This window comes from Dolichospermum sp. UHCC 0259, from assembly GCF_009711935.1.
In the GTDB taxonomy this organism is placed as follows: domain Bacteria; phylum Cyanobacteriota; class Cyanobacteriia; order Cyanobacteriales; family Nostocaceae; genus Dolichospermum.
In genome coordinates, this window is sequence record NZ_VIKX01000118.1 from 23,166 (window position 1) to 40,582 (window position 17,417).

Consider the following 17,417-nt stretch of genomic DNA (forward strand, 5'->3'; position numbering starts at 1 on the left):
ATTCATATTTTATTAGTAGAAGATAAGTAGGTGAACAAAATAAAAATGAGGGGTATTGCGTTTTATAAAATGGCTGAAACTCAATCAGAATATCGCATTGAGACAACTTTACATACCGTTACATACCTTTAAATTTTCCTGTTGACCTACTTAGTCCGACTGATGCAGTGATTATTAATCGGACATTTTCCCGTGCCAATCCGAAAAAATGGCATATAACTCATGTTGAAAACCTAGAAGCAGCCATTAAAATTAGTACAAATAACTCAGAATTAAATAAAGATCATTCCCAACTAGAAAATTATCACCAGAGAAAATTTGATGTTGTTTTATTAGACCTCAGCCTCCCAGATTCTATAGGACTACAAACACTCCAAGAATATCGTGAAGCAGTACCCCATATTCCCGTAGTAGTTTTAACAGGTTTAGATAGTGAAGATTTAGCACTACAAGCAATGGCACAAGGCGCACAGGATTACATCGTCAAAGATGATATCACAATGCCAAGATTAGAACGAGCCATTCGCTATGCTATTGAACGTGGAGAAATTCTTAATAAACTGCGAGAAAGTGAAGAAAAAACTCGTCAAGCACTAGCGAAAGAACAGGAATTAAATCAACTAAAATCTAGTTTTGTCGCTATGGTATCTCATGAATTTCGCACCCCCATGACCATCATTAGAAGTTCTGTGGAAATACTAGAATATCACGGTGCTAATTTAAGTGAAGAACGTCGGGTAAAATACTTTTTAAGAATTCAAAATGCTATTGATAAAATGCTGCATTTATTAAATGATATTTTATTTATAAATAAAGCTGACTCAGCGAAAACTAAATATCAACCAATAGTATTATCCTTAAAAGATTTTTGTCTAGAAATGACAGAAATAAATCAACTGAGTACCAAAAATCAATACGAAATTATTTTTAACTACCAGGGAGAATGTACCCAAGTAGAAATGGATGAAGATTTATTAAGCTGTATTCTCAGTAATTTACTTTCCAATGCTATCAAGTATTCTCATAAACATAGCAAAATTTACTTTAATGTCATCTGTAAAGATCAGACTGCCACTTTTTGTATTCAAGATCAAGGAATTGGCATTCCTTTAAAAGATCAAGCTGATCTATTTCAGAATTTCTATCGTGCCAGTAATGTTCAAAATATTCAAGGAACAGGACTAGGACTAGCTATTGTCAAAAAATGCGTAGATATGCACGCAGGTAAAATTGAAATGGAAAGTCAACTGGGAGTAGGAACAACGGTAACAGTAACTTTACCATTAATATGCACTACCCAATACAAGTAGAGTAACGTAAATAATTAAAGTTTTGTAGTAAGGTCTTTAGACCTGAAAGTAGGGCTAAAGCCCTAACTATGAGCAAATTTCAGAATCTGTTAACTTACTTAACATAGTTCTATTTATTTTCGCTTACCTACTTAAATCACATTTTTAATACTCCCATTCTCTCATATAACTCCTTTCTTTTTCCCCCTAACTCCTGACTGCTGCCATAAATTTATCAGTTTGCAAAATGAGGAGGAGATAGATCTCCGACTTCTTCAAGAAGTCGGGGATCTGGTTATTCTGGTTATTACATTTAAACATAAAAAAACCCCCAAATAAATTGCAATTGGGGGCGAAAATGAATTAACAATTACGGGCGTACCGAGGTGAAAGTTTAGAAAATAAACATAAACATCAATTGCGGTGATTATTGTTGTAACGAACTCTTGTTCCAGCCCAAAGTAACTTCTCCCGCAATGTTTGATAATATGAATTATTTGCTCGTAATACAATAAACTTAGCGCGACAATCAGCCATTCGCACATCAACACGATGTCCTGGCCAAATGGAAGTAGATAAAACACCATCCATCCAGAGTTTAGTGCTTAAATCATAATCGCCCAAAGGCCAAATACTAACCACCGAACCGGGGGGTAAAACCAGAGGACGACTAGAAAGACTCATGGGACAAATGGGAGTGATGGTAATTGCTTCCATCCCATCATGGATAATTGGTCCACTGGCAGAAACAGTATAACCAGTAGAACCTGTGGGAGTAGAAATAATTAACCCATCTCCCACATATTGATCTACTATTTCACCATCAATTTCCATTTCTAGAATTGAGGTAATCATTCTGTCAGCAGAAGCGGGTTTGACACAAAATTCATTTAAACCTAAGTAACTTTCAGTTACGGGTTCTAAATTTGAGCCAGTTCCTTCATATACCGCTGCTTGTAACATCATGCGTCGTTGGATAGCATAACGATCTTCCAAGAGCCTGTCCCAAACTAGTTCTGGATCTTGAAACTCATCTACTGACTCGGTTAAAAACCCCAAATGTCCGCCTACATTGACTCCGAGAATAGGAATACCGGCTGCCGCTAAATGCCTAGCACCAGTTAAGACAGTGCCATCACCACCGAGTACCAAAGCTAAATCAATTGGTTGATTAGCAGAGGCCAAAAAAACCGGATAGGGGTTATCTTTTGGCCCACTGGGTCCCATCAATACTTGGCACTGACGATTTTCTAGTTGTTTAGCACAGAGTTCGGCCCAGCGTTTACTCTGGGGATCTCGCGCTTTATAAGCAATGATTACCTGCTTGAGTTGCACGGACTATTACCACTTCAGAAGATTAAACTGCTCCATATCAACGGTATCGCGGTTGCGATAAATAGTCAGAACGATCGCTAAACCTACTGCTGCTTCTGCTGCTGCTACGGTAATCACGAAAACGGTAAAAACCTGACCTTTAATTAAGGTTGAATCAAGAAAGTTGGAAAATGCCATTAAATTTAGATTAACGGCATTTAACAATAACTCAATTGACATGAGTACCCGCACTGCGTTCCGACTGGTAATTAAGCCATAAATACCAATGCAAAACAAAGCTGCGGCTAGTAATAAAAAGTATTGGAGTTGCATGATTGGTGATTGGTGATTGGTAATTGGTAATTGGTAATTGGGTGATTCATGTCCCCAGTCCCCAGTCCCTATTCCCCATTCCCAGAACTGCTGCCAGTGGAGATGAGTTCTTTGGGACGTTCTGGTAGGGTTAAAATTGTTTGTTGTAGTTCAGTGGTTGGTACTTGGTCGGGGAGATATTCCCGACGTGCCAAAATAATTGCGCCTACCATCGCTATTAGCAAGAGGACGGAAGCTAATTCAAAGGGTAGCAAAAAGTCGCTGAAGAAATGCTCACCAATGACAACGATGGAATTTTGACTAACTACGGGATTGGTTGTATAAGCCCAAGGTGTAGCTAATACCATTGTACTTAAAAGCGCAAATAGTCCAAAACTGACTAAAGCTGTAAATACTTTTCGTAATCCCGCACTAGGCAATGGTGAAAAATCCTGTCTTTTGTTTACCAACATAATGGCAAACAGAATTAAAACGTTAATTGCACCAACATAAATTAGGATTTGCGCTGATGCGACAAAATCACCATTTAGCAATAGGTACATTCCCGCCATGCTGATGAATACACCTCCCAGCAAAAAGGCGGAATAAACAATGTTAGAGAATAGCACTACACCGAGCGCTGTCCCAATCATCATTACACCAAGAATGCCAAGTGATACAGACTGTACTCCTTCTGCTAGATTCACTATTTTCTGTCCTTATTGATGATTAATAAATGCTGACTAGTAATTGGTAATTGGTGATTGGTAATTGGAAAAAATTTTTGATTCCCCATTACCCATTACCTATTACCCATTACCACTTTCTACTAGGTCTTCTGGACGAGAACCTGCACGGGGGGCATCGGCGGGAACTCCGTGAGGGTCCATTACGCCTTTAGGTAGGTAAACAAGTTCGCGGAGTGGTGTCACCATTGGATCGTTTGTAACTTTATAGGGTAAACGTCCCAGGGCTACGCTATCGTAATTAAGTTCATGGCGATCGTAAGTGGCTAGTTCGTATTCTTCTGTCATGGATAAACAGTTGGTGGGACAGTATTCCACACAGTTACCGCAGAAGATACAAACTCCAAAGTCAATACTGTAGTGTTTGAGCTTTTTCTTTTTAGTGCCTTTGTCCATTTCCCAATCAACGACAGGGAGATTAATGGGACAAACACGCACACAGACTTCACAAGCAATACACTTGTCAAATTCATAGTGAATGCGACCGCGAAATCTTTCACCGGGTATCAATTTTTCGTAGGGATATTGGACGGTGACAGGTCGCCGTCTCATGTGGTCAAAAGTGACGGATAATCCTTGACCAATGTAACGACCTGCTTGGACTGCTTCTTTGGCGTAATCACCAACTTGTTTGAGGAATTTTAGCATTTTGTATCTCTACTCTTTTAAGGCGATAGGTAACAGGTGATTGGGGAAAAGGTGATTGGTGATTGGGAAAACTATTACCTAGTCCCCAATCCCCATTACCCACCGAAGGCGACGGGAAAGGCTAGTTTGAAGGCGGCGGTTAATAGGAGATTTACCAAGCCTATTGGTAAGAGAAATTTCCATCCTAAGTCTAGCAATTGGTCAATCCGTACTCGTGGTACTGTCCAACGAATGAGGATGGCAAGAAATACTAGTAAGTAGGCTTTAATGACGGTCATGGTAATGCCTATGACCGCTGTGACTACCTGAATGGCTGGGTCACTTTCGCTGACTCCTAACCAACCAGTGATCATCTCAAGGGGGATAGGACAATGCCAACCACCAAGGTATAAAATTGCTACTAATAGGGCAGAAAGTACAAGGTTGATGTAGGAACTGAGGTAAAAGAGGGCGAATTTCATGCCTGAATATTCGGTCTGATACCCTGCTACTAGTTCTTCTTCGGCTTCTGGTAAGTCAAAGGGTAGGCGCTCGCATTCTGCTAGGGCGGCTATCCAAAAGATCACGAAACCTAATGGTTGTCGCCAAATGTTCCAGCCGAGAATGCCAAAGTTGGATTGCTGATTCACGATGTCAACGGTGCTAAGACTATTGGACATCATGGCGATCGCTAGTACACTCAGAGCTAAGGGAATTTCATAACTGATGGACTGCGCTGCTGCCCGCAACCCTCCCAACAAGGCGTATTTATTATTAGAGGCATAACCTGCCATTAATAACCCAATGGGCTGAATACTGGATAATGCAATCCATAAAAACACGCCCATGCCGACGTTAGCAATAATGATATTCTGTCCAAATGGCACAATTAAATAGGACAGAAATACTGGCAAAACGACAATAATTGGTCCGATGGTAAATAGCCAAGGATCTGCTTTGACGGGGATGATATCTTCCTTGAATACCAGTTTCAGACCATCTGCTACAGGCACTAATAATCCGAATGGTCCTTGGTATTCAGGCCCAATCCGTTGCTGTGCTGCCGCCGAAATTTTCCGTTCTAGCCATGTGGCAACTAGAACGCCTACTGTAGCCCCAATGAGCATCAGTACCATTGGTAATGGCATCCATAGGGCTTTGGCTGCTCCTGGAGGTACGCCTAAGTCCTTGACAGATTGAATAAAAGTTCCTTGAAGGTCAATTCCTGGATTCATGTTTGCTGCTCTTTAAGTCAACGTTCTGATGAACGATGAAGGATGAAATTACTTCCATCTTCATCTTTTGTCCTTCAGCTTTAGTAATAATCTCTGCTGAGATGATGCTCGATTGCAGTTCCATACCTTTGCCAAGTCATGAGTTTAGTATATCCTTGGATGGTTTTCTCCATGAAACTCCACAAGACAACTTCTACTTATGGTTGGGATTGGGAATTGATGATTGGTAAGTGGGGAAAAGTTGAGCCAGTAAGTCATCAGACAAGACAAATTAGCCGCTTCCAGGTTGGCAACGGTTATCTATTGTATCCAAATTGTCTAATTTTTTGCCCTGGGCGGCTGTTGTAAATTTGTCAATGGGAGGAAGTTGTGATTTTGGACTACAAGCCTCGATGGCAGATATGACAGTTATCAATCTGTCCATCGGAGGACTTGAATTGAACATCCAAAATCTAGAGTTGAGTGGTTTGTTAGTTAACGTTGGTCAATGGGAGTGTAAGCGACTTCGTGACGACCGTTGTAAACTTGGGTAGGACGGAAAATCCGGTTTTCTACCAGTTGTTCTTTCCAGTGTGCTAACCAACCAGCTACACGAGCGATCGCAAATACTGGTGTAAACAAGTCCGTAGGAATTCCCATCTTCCTATACACTAAACCGGAATAAAAGTCAACATTAGGATAAATCCCTTTGCCACCCAGTTTTTCCGAAACTACCCGTTCCATTTCTACGGCAATTTCATAGTATTCGTCATAGCCAAATTTCTCAAACAACTGCTCTGCCAAGCCTTGTAAGATTGTAGCGCGGGGATCTTTGACTTTGTAGACACGATGCCCAAAGCCCATAATTTTAGCTTTGCGTTTGAGAAGATCATCCACATAAGGGACAACATTCTCTACAGAACCGATTGCTTCCAACATCTGAATTACTTCTTCATTCGCCCCACCATGCAATGGACCGCCTAAAGTACCCACCGCACTAGCAACGACAGCATAGGGATCAGTCAATGTAGAAGCTGTGACTCTTGCACTAAAGGTAGAAGCATTCATTGTATGCTCAACATGAAGAATTAAGCAGATATCAAAGATTTTGGCTGCTAAAGGATCAGGTTCTTTCTCGTTGAGCATATACAGGAAGTTAGCCGCATAGCCTAAATCATCTCTAGGCTTAACTGGGTCATTACCTTCTCGCATTAACTGGAATGCTGCCACCATTGTGGGAATGGTCGCTATTAAACGAACAGCCGCAGTCCGAATATAGACCGGATTATGTAAATCCCGACGAGAATAGAATAAACCTAAAGCAGCAGCCGAGGCTTGAAGCGCATCCATCGGATGACCGCTTTCAGGGAAACATTTCATCATGTCCCGAATGCGGTATTTGATGCGTCTGTGGAAGAGAACTTCATGCTCAAATGCTTTTAGTTCTTCCTCGTTTGGTAATTCGCCCCAAATTAACAGATATGCAGTTTCTAGGAATGTACTTTTTTCGGCTAATTCCTCAATCCTGATACCACGATATTCTAGAATTCCTTTCTGCCCGTCTACATAACTAATACTCGACTGGGCTGCGGGAATGCCTTCTAAACCAGGCTTGTATTCGCATACCGTCATGGCAACACCATTTACTTTGTAAAATATCTGCTCACGCTAACTCACCAGAGACTATTTTCACCACAATAATTGCAGATGCAACAACTATTACAGCAGGTACTTGGGTGGTGTCAACCAAAACATTTGACTACGACCCCAAGCTGAACCATCATCTGGTAGTTTTATTCCCATCATACCTGCTTTTTTGAGGATGAGGCTCTCTTTTGCTTCTCCCCACAGGAGAATTTCTGCCCAATGGCTTAAACTAGGCTCATGACCGACTAATGCTAGTTTAGTTTTCTGGGGATATTTTCTGGGTTGAAGCCATTCTTGCCACCAATTTTGAATATTACCATCGAAGCTAAGATGATCTGATGTTTCTAATTGGGAACTCAGTCCAGCCGCAATGAGTATTTCTGCTGTTTGATAAGCGCGAATTAGGGGACTGGAGAGAATGAGATCAAAGTGTAATTCTAGCTTTGCTAATCTTTGGGCTACTTTCTCGGTTTTTTGTCTTCCTTCTGGGGTGAGTTGTCGTTCTTCGTCTTTTAGTTGCGGTTGATGTTCTTCGGCGATACCATGACGGATTAAGTATAGTTCCATGTTTTTAGTTGGGTTTTTTTATATTATTTTTGTTTCGCGCAGAGACGCAAAGAAGCAAAGGCGCAAAGAAGAGGGTAAAATTAGTAATTTCATATTAATATCTATATCAAAAGAATCTATATCTCTCATATTTTAGCCTTTGCTAATAATCCATATAACATTTCAATCCGTTTGTAATTAACTATATCAATAATAGTTACTTTTTTAGATTGAACTTCAAAAATGATTCGATATATGCCTACTTTCGCAATAAAATCATTATCTGGGCTTGAATTCAGATTAGAAACTTCAATTTCTGAACAATCAGGAAAGTTTTCTAGACAACTAATAGCATAACTAATCTTTTCTTTTTCTTGAGTTGGTAAAGCATCAAGTGCTATTTGTGCGTTATCATCTAAAACTATTTCATTTTTGTTTAGCTGTTGATTTTTAGATTCAGTAGAAAGATCGCAAGACTCATAAATTAAGTGTTGAAAATCATTGAAATTATTAGTTAATCCTTCTTGTTCCGAAATCTCCTTAATAACTGCTAATATTCTATCCTTGGTTTCTATTGGTACGTCATTTAAGTTAGAAGCAACTATTTCCATAACTTTATGATATTCCTGTCGTGCAGTTTCAATATTTTCTTTCATACTAGCCACTGTTTTGCTTAAAAGGCTTCTATGTATGGCAGGAATCCATTCATCCAATAACTCAACAATCAACATTAAAAACTTACCTAAAACCTCTGAATCTAGCTTCTGAATATAACCGTGAGCCAGACGATTGCGCTTTTCAAAATAAGCTTGAACAATATCAAATTCAGAAATTGATAACTCTCCCAAAGAGTACATTGATCTTAGCAATCTTATGACTGGTAAACGTTCAACAGGAATTGATACATCAACTGCTCTTTTTCTTAATGCTCCCTCAAAAACACTCCAGAGAAAAAGAAAAGCAGGTTCAATATTATTATTATTCTCAATAAGCTTGCTAACTTGACTAAAATAGCTGATTAGTTCTTCCCAAGAAGGTAGTTCTTCCGATGTTCCAGGTAATGATTCGGCTTCTATATCTTCAAGTGTCACTAATAAAAAACGCCAGCCCGGATGTCTACTAATTTCTTCCGCTACAGATTGTAAACGCTCAACTGAAACTGGATGAATACTGGTTTTTATTTCAATTATTAAACCTATTAAACTAGATTCATTTTCATTCTTCGTAGCAAGAATATCGGGTTGATAATTATCCAAATCAAACGGTAATTGATCTGCTTTCGGGTTTTGTATAACAGTAAATCCTTGATCACGATACTTCTTGATCAAAGATTCAACTTTTTCATCATGTAAACTTTTAGTATTGTCTATCATAAGTATTTTTCCAATGTTTGAGATTCACTTACTTTGACATAAACACACTCTTCGCCAATGATGACACCTTCCTGTAATAATAAAGGTAAATTTGTTATATCAATTGGCTCAGATAAAAACCGACGATGACTCTCTACATCTGATATTAGTCCATCATCTTCATAAACTAACTCATTGAGTGCATCCTGAATGGGTTTAATAATGTTATCGGTGTCAAGTAGATTCGGATCACCATAATTATCACCACAAAGATAAATTAGCGTTAACTGTAAATTAGCATCTTTAATTGGACTGCTACCCGTCCAAACCTTTTGGGCTTCAGAATGCACAAAATTTATCCATTCTCGACGGTTTATTTTGTTCCGTGTTTGGTTTGAAACAGGCCGCTTGCGAATGAGAAGTTCAAAATATATTATTGACATTCCCAGTCCATCTCTTGATTATAACTTAATAAACTTACAGCACTTTCCACCACTTACTCCTCAAGTCTTGGGTGTATCTCAAAATTGTACTAAATTTATACCTGTTTCTTTGACTATATAGTTTCAAAAATAAATCAAATAAGTCGAGTTGATAGCCGTACTGTATAGCTAGAGTATCAACAATAACGATAGAGATGAGCTTATCCCTATAGTTGATCATTTGGCTAAATCTGTATTGAAAATTATCTGAAAATGAAATATTCAACTCATCATGGCGATCGCCTAACTTGTACAATAAAAGATAGATTGTTGCGAATTGTATAGTTAAGGATTATAGCTGTCATGACTGCCGCTGTTTTAATCGAAAATCTTAAAAAAAGCTACGGTAATGTAGTCGCAGTCCAGGATGTTTCCTTTCAAGTCCAACCTGGAGAAATTTTTGGGTTACTTGGACCTAACGGGGCTGGGAAAACGACCACTCTCCGGGCTTTATGTACCCTAACAACGCCTGATACTGGGAAAATTGAAGTTTCTGGCATTTCTGTCTTAAATCACCCCAAATTGGCTAGGCAAAAGCTGGGTTATGTAGCCCAAGAAGTAGCTTTGGATAAGGTGCTAACTGGACGGGAGTTACTACAATTACAAGCGGCGCTGTATCACCTTCCTGGTGCGGTGATTAAACAGCGAATTAATACTATTTTGGATTTGCTGGGGTTACAAGAATACGCAGATAAAAAAACTGGCACTTATTCCGGTGGTTTACGCAAACGGCTAGATTTAGCGGCTGGTTTACTTCATGCGCCGGATGTGTTGGTATTAGATGAACCAACGGTAGGATTGGATATTGAAAGCCGGGTTGTAGTTTGGGAGTTCTTGCGGCAATTACGGACTGGGGGAACTACTGTGGTAATTACTAGCCATTATTTAGAAGAAGTTGACGCTTTAGCTGACAGAGTGGCAATTATTGATAGAGGTTTGGTTATTGCTAATGGTACACCTTCTCAGTTAAAAGATCAGGTGGGGGGCGATCGCATCACTTTAAGAATCCGTGAATTTTCACCTCCAGAAGAAGCCGAAACCGCCAAAAACCTGTTAGCAGCTTTACCTTTTGTCCAAGAAATCATCATCAACAGCGCCCAAGGTAACTCTCTAAATTTAGTAGTTACTCCGCAAAATGACGTTTTGATGACAATTCAACAAGCATTAAATAATGCCAATTTACCAATTTTTGGCATCGCTCAATCTCGTCCTAGTTTAGATGATGTTTACCTCGCAGCCACCGGAAAAACCTTAATGGATGCCGAATTAGCCGCTGTAGCCAATCGTGATCCTAAAGCTGAGAAAAAGCAAAATATGAGATAAAGAAAAGTGCAAAAGTAGGGTGTGTTAGCGACAGCGTAACGCACCATTCCAGGTTATTAAATTTGCGTTCCTAACTGTAATTGGTGTTATCGCAGTGGAAGAAGCTGTAAAAAAAGGCTGTTAGTGAAATATCTTGAGATCGGAATGTGTAAATTTGTAGTGACAGTAATTATAACAGTAGTAAAGCATTTAAACTCTGCCCTTAAATTTAGTGCCTACTGTATACTTGGCACAGATGAAGAGATGGAGAAATTACTGGACTGGAATGATAATTAAGGTAGTATGAGAGAAAGTTATGGAAACTTATGGCTATCCCATAAAACAACAATAAATTGATCTTAATTATACTTACTCATGAAAAAGTTGCAAATTGACTTTAACCATCAAGCCATACATAACAGCCGAGAAGATGGCTATCTCAAATTTCAACTTAATCAACAAACGGGTGCGGTTTTATCCATTGCTCATACGCAGGAAGCAATTATTGTACCTGTGACATCAGTTACAGCTATTCCGAATATGCCTGCGTGTATATTAGGATTGATGAATTGGCGTAGTCATATAATTTGGGTAGTTGATTTACCAAAGATGTTTAATCTGGAATGTCTTGATCATCGGTTGCGTCAGTATAATATTATTGTTATTCAAATAGAATCAATGATTTTAGGTTTAGTTGTTCAAGAAATTAAAGGTACAACCAAGTTTATTGCTGATGATATCCGTTCTCCTGTGGGACAGGTAGCATCTAGTTTAGTACCGTACTTATCTGGTTGTGTGGTGCAACAAGAAGAAATTTTATTGGTATTAAATGCAGTACATATTTTAAGTTCAGAGGTTCTTGGTATTAACTAATAATTAATACTCAAAGAAAGTGGTAATTTTTTATTTTATAGATGTGGTGTGAGGAGTATATGTTGAATAAAACTGATATCAAACAAAGTGGTAATTCTCAAAATCAAGCATCTTTAATTTCTCCAGCTAAAGTTGTTGATAATAGAGGAAAAAGTTCCAGCTATCAGAGGTTTTTGTATGAGATGTTAGAATATTTGCGACAATTTAAATTGAGTACAAAATCTATAATATTGTCTATAGCTATTGGTACTTTACCAGTTTTGGGAATTGGCGCGATCGCTTATATTTTCGGTAGTAAGTTAATTACAAAGCAAATTATTACATCCCAAGAAAATACAGCAATTAACTTAAGCAATAAAGTTAATAACTTTATTGGACAACGTTATGGAGATATTCAGATCCTATCTAGTATATCTTTTTCAAATCCGACGAAAGCTCCCAAAAAAGCAGGAGCAGAAAAATCTAGTAAAATATCCAAAGTTGATACCAGCACAATTAATATAGAAACAAAAGCCTCCTTAGATCGCTTAATCAAAAATAGTAATGTTTATGATAGTGTAGCCATATTTGATCTTAATGGAAAAGTGATTATTCAATCATCAGGAGAATCTTTAAGTCCAGAAAAAAAACTCATCTATTTTCAAGAGGTAATTAAACAAAATACTCCTATTATTAGTCAACCAGAAATAGTTAAAAATATTGGCACAGTGATTTACATAGCTGCACCAATTAAGGATGCAGTGGAGGGCAATACTATTGGTATAGTCAGAACCCGTATGCCTATAAAGGCTTTAAAAAAAGTAATCAAAGGTTATATAGATGAGAATCATCAATATTATTTTTTAGATGCAACAGGAAAAATTTTAATTAGTTCTTATCAAGATGTATTAGGTGAAAAATTGATCAATATATATCCGAGTTTAACTAATGTGTTGAATGCAAAAAATATTGATACATTTACAGCCATTGCCAAAAATAATCAACAGCAGCAACTTATTAGTTATATACCATTTTCCCAAATATCAGGTTTACCGGATATCAAGTGGCAATTAATCGTAGAAAAAGATACAGCGATCGCCTTTAAGCAACAAAGAGAATTTTTAACATTAACTGCTAGTACAACACCATTAATCGCATTATTAATGACGTTGCTTGTAGCTTGGTTAAGTCAGAGAATTAATGCTAAGATTGCGAGTACATCTATTGCAAAAGCTGAGGAAATTCAAGAGCAAATAAATCTAAGTGTAGTCAACAAACAAGAAGATCAAGAAAGAGAAATTGAATGGCTAAAATTACTGCTAGAGGTAACTAGAAAAATTCGCCTAAACCTTCAGTCTGAAGCTATTTATCAAACAGCAATTTCTGAAGTTAGTCATATTCTCAAAACAGATAGAGTCATAGTTTATAAACTCCACCGAAAAACCCAAGCTGTCAAAGTAATTGCTGAATCGGTAATTGATGATTATCAAAAAATGCTCGGTGTATACAACAATGATTCCCACTGGCGAGAACTTGGCAAAAGTAATCAATTTGAGGCTATATCAGATATTGAACAAGAAGTAAATTTAACCAGTAGCTATATCGAATGGTTAAAGAAATTTTCTGTACAAAGTAGTTTAACAGCACCAATTTTAAGTCATGGGGAAATTAAAGGATTCTTGATTGCTCATCATTGTCATCATCCTCATGTTTGGCAAGTTGGAGAAATTAATTTTCTGACCCAAGTTGCTACACAAGTCGGCTATGCTTTAGAACAATCTCATCTGCTAGTAGAGATCAGAAAATTGAAAGCTCATAGTCAAACAAATATTAATCAAGACTCTCTAGAACTCCAGAATTTTCAGGATAGTATTCAGCCAGTTGTCAACCAAATTCAACAAGCTGTTAGTGAAGTAAATATTTATTTAGAAAAATTCACCACAGAGGCAATTATAGAACCTGAAAAAATGCACCAAAGCTTAGAAACTATTGAAAATATGACCATTGCTATTCAATCTATCGCTGATATAGCACAGCAAGCTGTCACCATTGTTAATGATGCTAACCATACAGCCACTAAAACTGGAGCAGAAATGGATTTAACATTGCAAAATATTTTCTGTGTCCAAGAAACAGTTGATGAAATAGCTAAAAAAGTGAGACGTTTAGGGGAATCTTCTCAACAAATTTCCCGTGTGGTTTCTATAATTAATCAAATTTCCATGCAAACTAATTTATTAGCAATTAATGCAGGAATTGAAGCTGCAAGAGCCGGAGAAGAGGGTCAAGGTTTTGCAGTGGTAGCTGAAGAAGTTGGCGAATTAGCCGCCAGAAGTGCCGCCGCTACTCAAGAAATTGAGGAAATAATTGTCAAAATCCAACGAGAAACAGGTGAAGTATTAAAAACAATGACAACGGGGACTAATCAAGTTACCCAAAGCAGCAATATTATTGAAAATGCCAAACATAGTTTACAACAAATTGTTGATGTATCCCAGCAAATAGATACCTTAGTTCAATCAATTTTAACTTCTACTCAATCTCAAGTTCAAACATCACAAATTGTTAGTCAAACTATTAAAGATATTACTCTGGCATCAGCACGTAATACTCATAATTCGCGTCAAGTTTCCCAATCTTTACAAAAAGCGGTAGATATTTCTCAAGAGTTAAAAGATACTATTGAGACTTTCCCACCTAATTGATATTCTCATTTGTTCTGAATTAATAAATAATGACTAAGGACTAATGACTAATGACTAAAGATAAAGAATTGGAAATCCAGATGCAATTTCTGGAAGAAGCTACTGATTATCTCAATACTTTAGAAGGAGTATTACTGGAAATTGACACCAGCAAACGTATTGAATTAGAACATATTAATGCTGCCATGCGAGCCGCCCATTCTATTAAAGGTGGAGCAGCAATGATGGGATTTCGCGTATTAAGTGATTTAGCTCATAAATTAGAAGATGCTTTTAAAGTTTTAAAGACTCAAAAAGATTCCTTGGAACTTGATACTCATTTACAAAGTTTATTACTATCTAGTGTTGATTGGCTACGGCAAATTGTTGAGTTACTGGCAAAGGGTAATAATCTGGATCATAATTGGTTAAGAAAATTTTGTTATCCAGTTTTTGACGAGCTTTATGAGCGTTTAGGTGAACCGACTCCAGAAAATATTGCAACTTTGCTATCATCAGAAGATGATGCAGAAATTATCCCTTTATTATTTGAAACTGAAGTTGAAGAGTATTTACAACACCTAGAAGCTAGATTAAAAAATGCCAATAAATCGGGATTGAGAGCAGAATTAGTAATAATGGCAACCGAGTTAGGTGGGTTAGGAGAAATGCTGCAATTAACGGCATTTACTCAACTATGTCAATCAGTTAGCCATTATTTAGAAATTAATCCTGATAGTTGTGTGGAAATCGCTGATTTAGCATTAAAAGCATGGCGACAATCTCAAACTTTAGTATTAAGTAATCAATTAGGTAATTTACCAAATAGAATTGATTTTGGTGAAGTTATTAATGATAATTCTTCTGAGATATCAAACCAGCAAGATTATTTATTAAATAAATCAATTATTTCTGACTTTCAATTATTAGAAAATGTCGAATTATCTCCAGAAAGTGTTGATAAAGTATTAGCTTCAGACAATCTCCCCATAGATTATAAATATACTGAACGTAAAACTGATATTAATTCCCATCCTAAAGAAAGAGAAAACCAAGAAAATACAGTTAGAGTCCCTAGTAAACATTTAGAAAAAATTAATGATTTATTTGGAGAAGTTATTATTCAACGGAATGGGTTAAATGTGCAAATGGAAAGATTACGTAAATTGGTGCGTAATCTTAGTCAAAGAGTCCAAATTCTTGATCAAGAAAATCAAGAACTACGCACAGCTTACGCAAAAATAATCACTCATAATCATCTGCCGGAGGAATCACCTAATCATAGCAATCAAGAAGCAGAAAATAATTTTATAGAACAGGATAGCTATCAAAAATTGAATTTATTATCTCAAAATGTCATGGAAACTATTGTCCAAGTTGCCGAAGTTACCAGTGATATTCAATTAAGTGTGGACGATACAGACCAAATAACACGAAAACTAAATAAAACTTCTAAACAATTACAAAGACAATTAACCCAGGTGAGAATGCGTCCTTTTTCTGATTTAGTGGAACGTTTTCCTAGAGCTATTAGGGATTTAAATGTTGAGTATGGAAAAAATGTGCAGTTAAAAATTGAAGGTGGAAATACTTTAATTGAAAGAGGTATTTTGGAAGCTTTAAATGAGCCTTTAATGCACTTGTTACGCAATGCTTTTGATCATGGAATTGAAGATCCTACTACTCGGAAAAATCAAGGCAAACCTGAACAAGGTTTAATTGAAATGAAAGCTGCCTATCACAGTAATCGCACAATTATTACTATTCGTGATGATGGACAAGGTATTTCTTTAGACAAAATTCGTCACCGGGCTTTAACAATGGGTTTGGATGATTCTTTATTAGCGATCGCTAGTGATGAAGAACTACTATCATTGATTTTTGAACCAGGATTTAGTACCTCAGAACAAGTCACAGCTTTATCAGGTCGGGGCGTAGGTATGGATGTAGTGCGTAATAACTTAAAATTAGCACGAGGAGATGTGAATGTTGACACCCAAGCTGGAGTGGGGACAAAATTTACCTTATCAGTACCATTTACCTTGTCAGTCGCGCGGGTTTTATTGGTTGAGAGCGATCGCTTAGTGTTAGCATTTTTTACAGACGTAATCGAGGAAATTTTCTTACTAGAACAAGAGCAAATCTTCTCCCAAAACGGGAAAGAATTTATTAACTGGCAAAACAATCAATTACCATTACTGCGTCTCAATAGTTACTTTGACTTTAATTGCTCCCGCTACAATAACCTAGAATTAGAAACTCTGCCGATCATTAATGCTACAAGTGTATTGATAGTCAAACATGATCATCAACAAGTCGCAGTTCAAGTAGAACGCTGCTGGGGTGAACAAGAAGTAGCTATTCGTCAAGTAGAAGGTAATATTCCCCTTCCCAGTGGTTTTGATAACTGTACAATTCTTGGTGATGGTCGAGTAGTTCCCCTCATTAATACCAATGATTTAGTATCGTGGATTACAACAGGTGAACGTCCCCACATCAGTAATAAATTACCAACAACAAGACTACAAACTGCATTCCTCAAACCGCCAAAAGTCCCCACCCTAAATCAACCTAGCCGCCAAAAAGGCATAATTTTGATCGTTGATGATTCCATTAACGTCCGCCGTTACCTGGCACTAACCTTGGAAAAAGGCGGGTATCAAGTCGAACAGGCTAAAGATGGTCAAGAAGCTTTAGAAAAGCTAGAAAGTGGTTTGCAAGTCCAAGCGGTGATCTGTGATATTGAAATGCCACGTATTGACGGTTATAGCTTTTTAGAGCGCATCAACAACAATACAGAGTTAAGAAATATTCCTGTCGCTATGTTAACATCCCGTAGTAGTAGTAAGCATCGTCAGTTAGCTATGCAATTAGGAGCAAAAGCTTATTTTTCTAAACCTTACAATGAGCAAGAATTATTACGAACATTAGAAGAAATAATTTTTCAGATTCCAGAAACAACATGAATTACAGCAGGAGTCAGGAGTCAGGAGTAAAACTGGCTTTATGTATAGGTTTTAATTGAGATTTTGTACCTCCTAACTATGCAA

General features: G+C 37.5%; 15 protein-coding genes. 6 read left to right on the forward strand and 9 right to left on the reverse strand.

Annotated features, from left to right (window positions below; translation table 11 throughout):
• The first annotated feature begins 167 nt into the window (after positions 1-167).
• Positions 168-1,310 carry an ATP-binding protein gene (locus FJR05_RS27925; RefSeq protein ID WP_371416865.1) on the forward strand — a complete coding sequence of 381 codons (1,143 nt, stop codon included), beginning with the start codon at positions 168-170 and terminating at the stop codon, positions 1,308-1,310.
• Positions 1,311-1,703: 393 nt separating this feature from the next.
• On the opposite strand, the gene FJR05_RS09340 is transcribed toward FJR05_RS27925, so the two are convergent.
• From FJR05_RS09340 to nuoH, 5 genes are all read right to left on the reverse strand, one after another.
• On the reverse strand, positions 1,704-2,624 hold the full coding sequence (locus tag FJR05_RS09340; protein WP_168643841.1) for an NAD(+) kinase: 921 nt from the start codon (positions 2,622-2,624) through the stop codon (positions 1,704-1,706).
• A gap of 6 nt (positions 2,625-2,630) precedes the next feature.
• A complete protein-coding gene (gene nuoK, locus FJR05_RS09345) occupies positions 2,631-2,936 on the reverse strand; it encodes an NADH-quinone oxidoreductase subunit NuoK (RefSeq protein ID WP_015080280.1) in 306 nt (101 codons plus the stop codon).
• Between the two features lie 68 nt (positions 2,937-3,004).
• Positions 3,005-3,622 (reverse strand): NADH-quinone oxidoreductase subunit J, encoded by a 618-nt coding sequence (locus tag FJR05_RS09350; protein WP_168643842.1) that lies wholly within the window; start codon positions 3,620-3,622, stop codon positions 3,005-3,007.
• Between the two features lie 102 nt (positions 3,623-3,724).
• Positions 3,725-4,309 carry an NAD(P)H-quinone oxidoreductase subunit I gene (gene ndhI, locus FJR05_RS09355; protein WP_168643843.1) on the reverse strand — a complete coding sequence of 195 codons (585 nt, stop codon included), beginning with the start codon at positions 4,307-4,309 and terminating at the stop codon, positions 3,725-3,727.
• Between the two features lie 95 nt (positions 4,310-4,404).
• Complete coding sequence (gene nuoH, locus FJR05_RS09360; protein WP_168643844.1) at positions 4,405-5,523, reverse strand: NADH-quinone oxidoreductase subunit NuoH; 1,119 nt, start codon at positions 5,521-5,523, stop codon at positions 4,405-4,407.
• 35 nt (positions 5,524-5,558) lie between these two features.
• Here nuoH and FJR05_RS09365 point away from each other — a divergent pair, with 35 nt between their 5' ends.
• The gene (locus tag FJR05_RS09365; protein ID WP_168643845.1) at positions 5,559-5,753 is read left to right on the forward strand and encodes a hypothetical protein; all 195 of its coding nucleotides are present in this window, start codon (positions 5,559-5,561) and stop codon (positions 5,751-5,753) included.
• A gap of 244 nt (positions 5,754-5,997) precedes the next feature.
• On the opposite strand, the gene FJR05_RS09375 is transcribed toward FJR05_RS09365, so the two are convergent.
• The 4 genes from FJR05_RS09375 to FJR05_RS09390 all read right to left on the reverse strand — a co-directional run bounded on the left by FJR05_RS09375 (position 5,998) and on the right by FJR05_RS09390 (position 9,490).
• Entirely contained in the window at positions 5,998-7,134 is a 1,137-nt protein-coding gene (locus FJR05_RS09375; protein WP_168643847.1) for a citrate synthase, read from the reverse strand.
• 87 nt (positions 7,135-7,221) lie between these two features.
• Positions 7,222-7,716 (reverse strand): phosphohistidine phosphatase SixA, encoded by a 495-nt coding sequence (sixA, locus tag FJR05_RS09380; RefSeq protein ID WP_168643848.1) that lies wholly within the window; start codon positions 7,714-7,716, stop codon positions 7,222-7,224.
• Positions 7,717-7,841: 125 nt separating this feature from the next.
• Positions 7,842-9,068 (reverse strand): hypothetical protein, encoded by a 1,227-nt coding sequence (locus FJR05_RS09385; protein ID WP_168643849.1) that lies wholly within the window; start codon positions 9,066-9,068, stop codon positions 7,842-7,844.
• Entirely contained in the window at positions 9,065-9,490 is a 426-nt protein-coding gene (locus tag FJR05_RS09390) for a RusA family crossover junction endodeoxyribonuclease (protein WP_168643850.1), read from the reverse strand. The genes FJR05_RS09385 and FJR05_RS09390 overlap by 4 nt, the downstream gene beginning before the upstream one ends.
• A 342-nt stretch (positions 9,491-9,832) precedes the next feature.
• Here FJR05_RS09390 and FJR05_RS09395 point away from each other — a divergent pair, with 342 nt between their 5' ends.
• From FJR05_RS09395 to FJR05_RS09410, 4 genes are all read left to right on the forward strand, one after another.
• Positions 9,833-10,852 carry an ABC transporter ATP-binding protein gene (locus FJR05_RS09395; RefSeq protein ID WP_168643851.1) on the forward strand — a complete coding sequence of 340 codons (1,020 nt, stop codon included), beginning with the start codon at positions 9,833-9,835 and terminating at the stop codon, positions 10,850-10,852.
• Positions 10,853-11,206: 354 nt separating this feature from the next.
• A complete protein-coding gene (locus FJR05_RS09400; RefSeq protein WP_168643852.1) occupies positions 11,207-11,704 on the forward strand; it encodes a chemotaxis protein CheW in 498 nt (165 codons plus the stop codon).
• 59 nt (positions 11,705-11,763) lie between these two features.
• The gene (locus FJR05_RS09405) at positions 11,764-14,388 is read left to right on the forward strand and encodes a methyl-accepting chemotaxis protein (RefSeq protein WP_168643853.1); all 2,625 of its coding nucleotides are present in this window, start codon (positions 11,764-11,766) and stop codon (positions 14,386-14,388) included.
• Positions 14,389-14,438: 50 nt separating this feature from the next.
• Positions 14,439-17,333, forward strand: coding sequence for a hybrid sensor histidine kinase/response regulator (locus tag FJR05_RS09410; protein ID WP_168643854.1), 2,895 nt, complete (start codon positions 14,439-14,441; stop codon positions 17,331-17,333).
• The last annotated feature ends 84 nt before the right edge of the window (positions 17,334-17,417 follow it).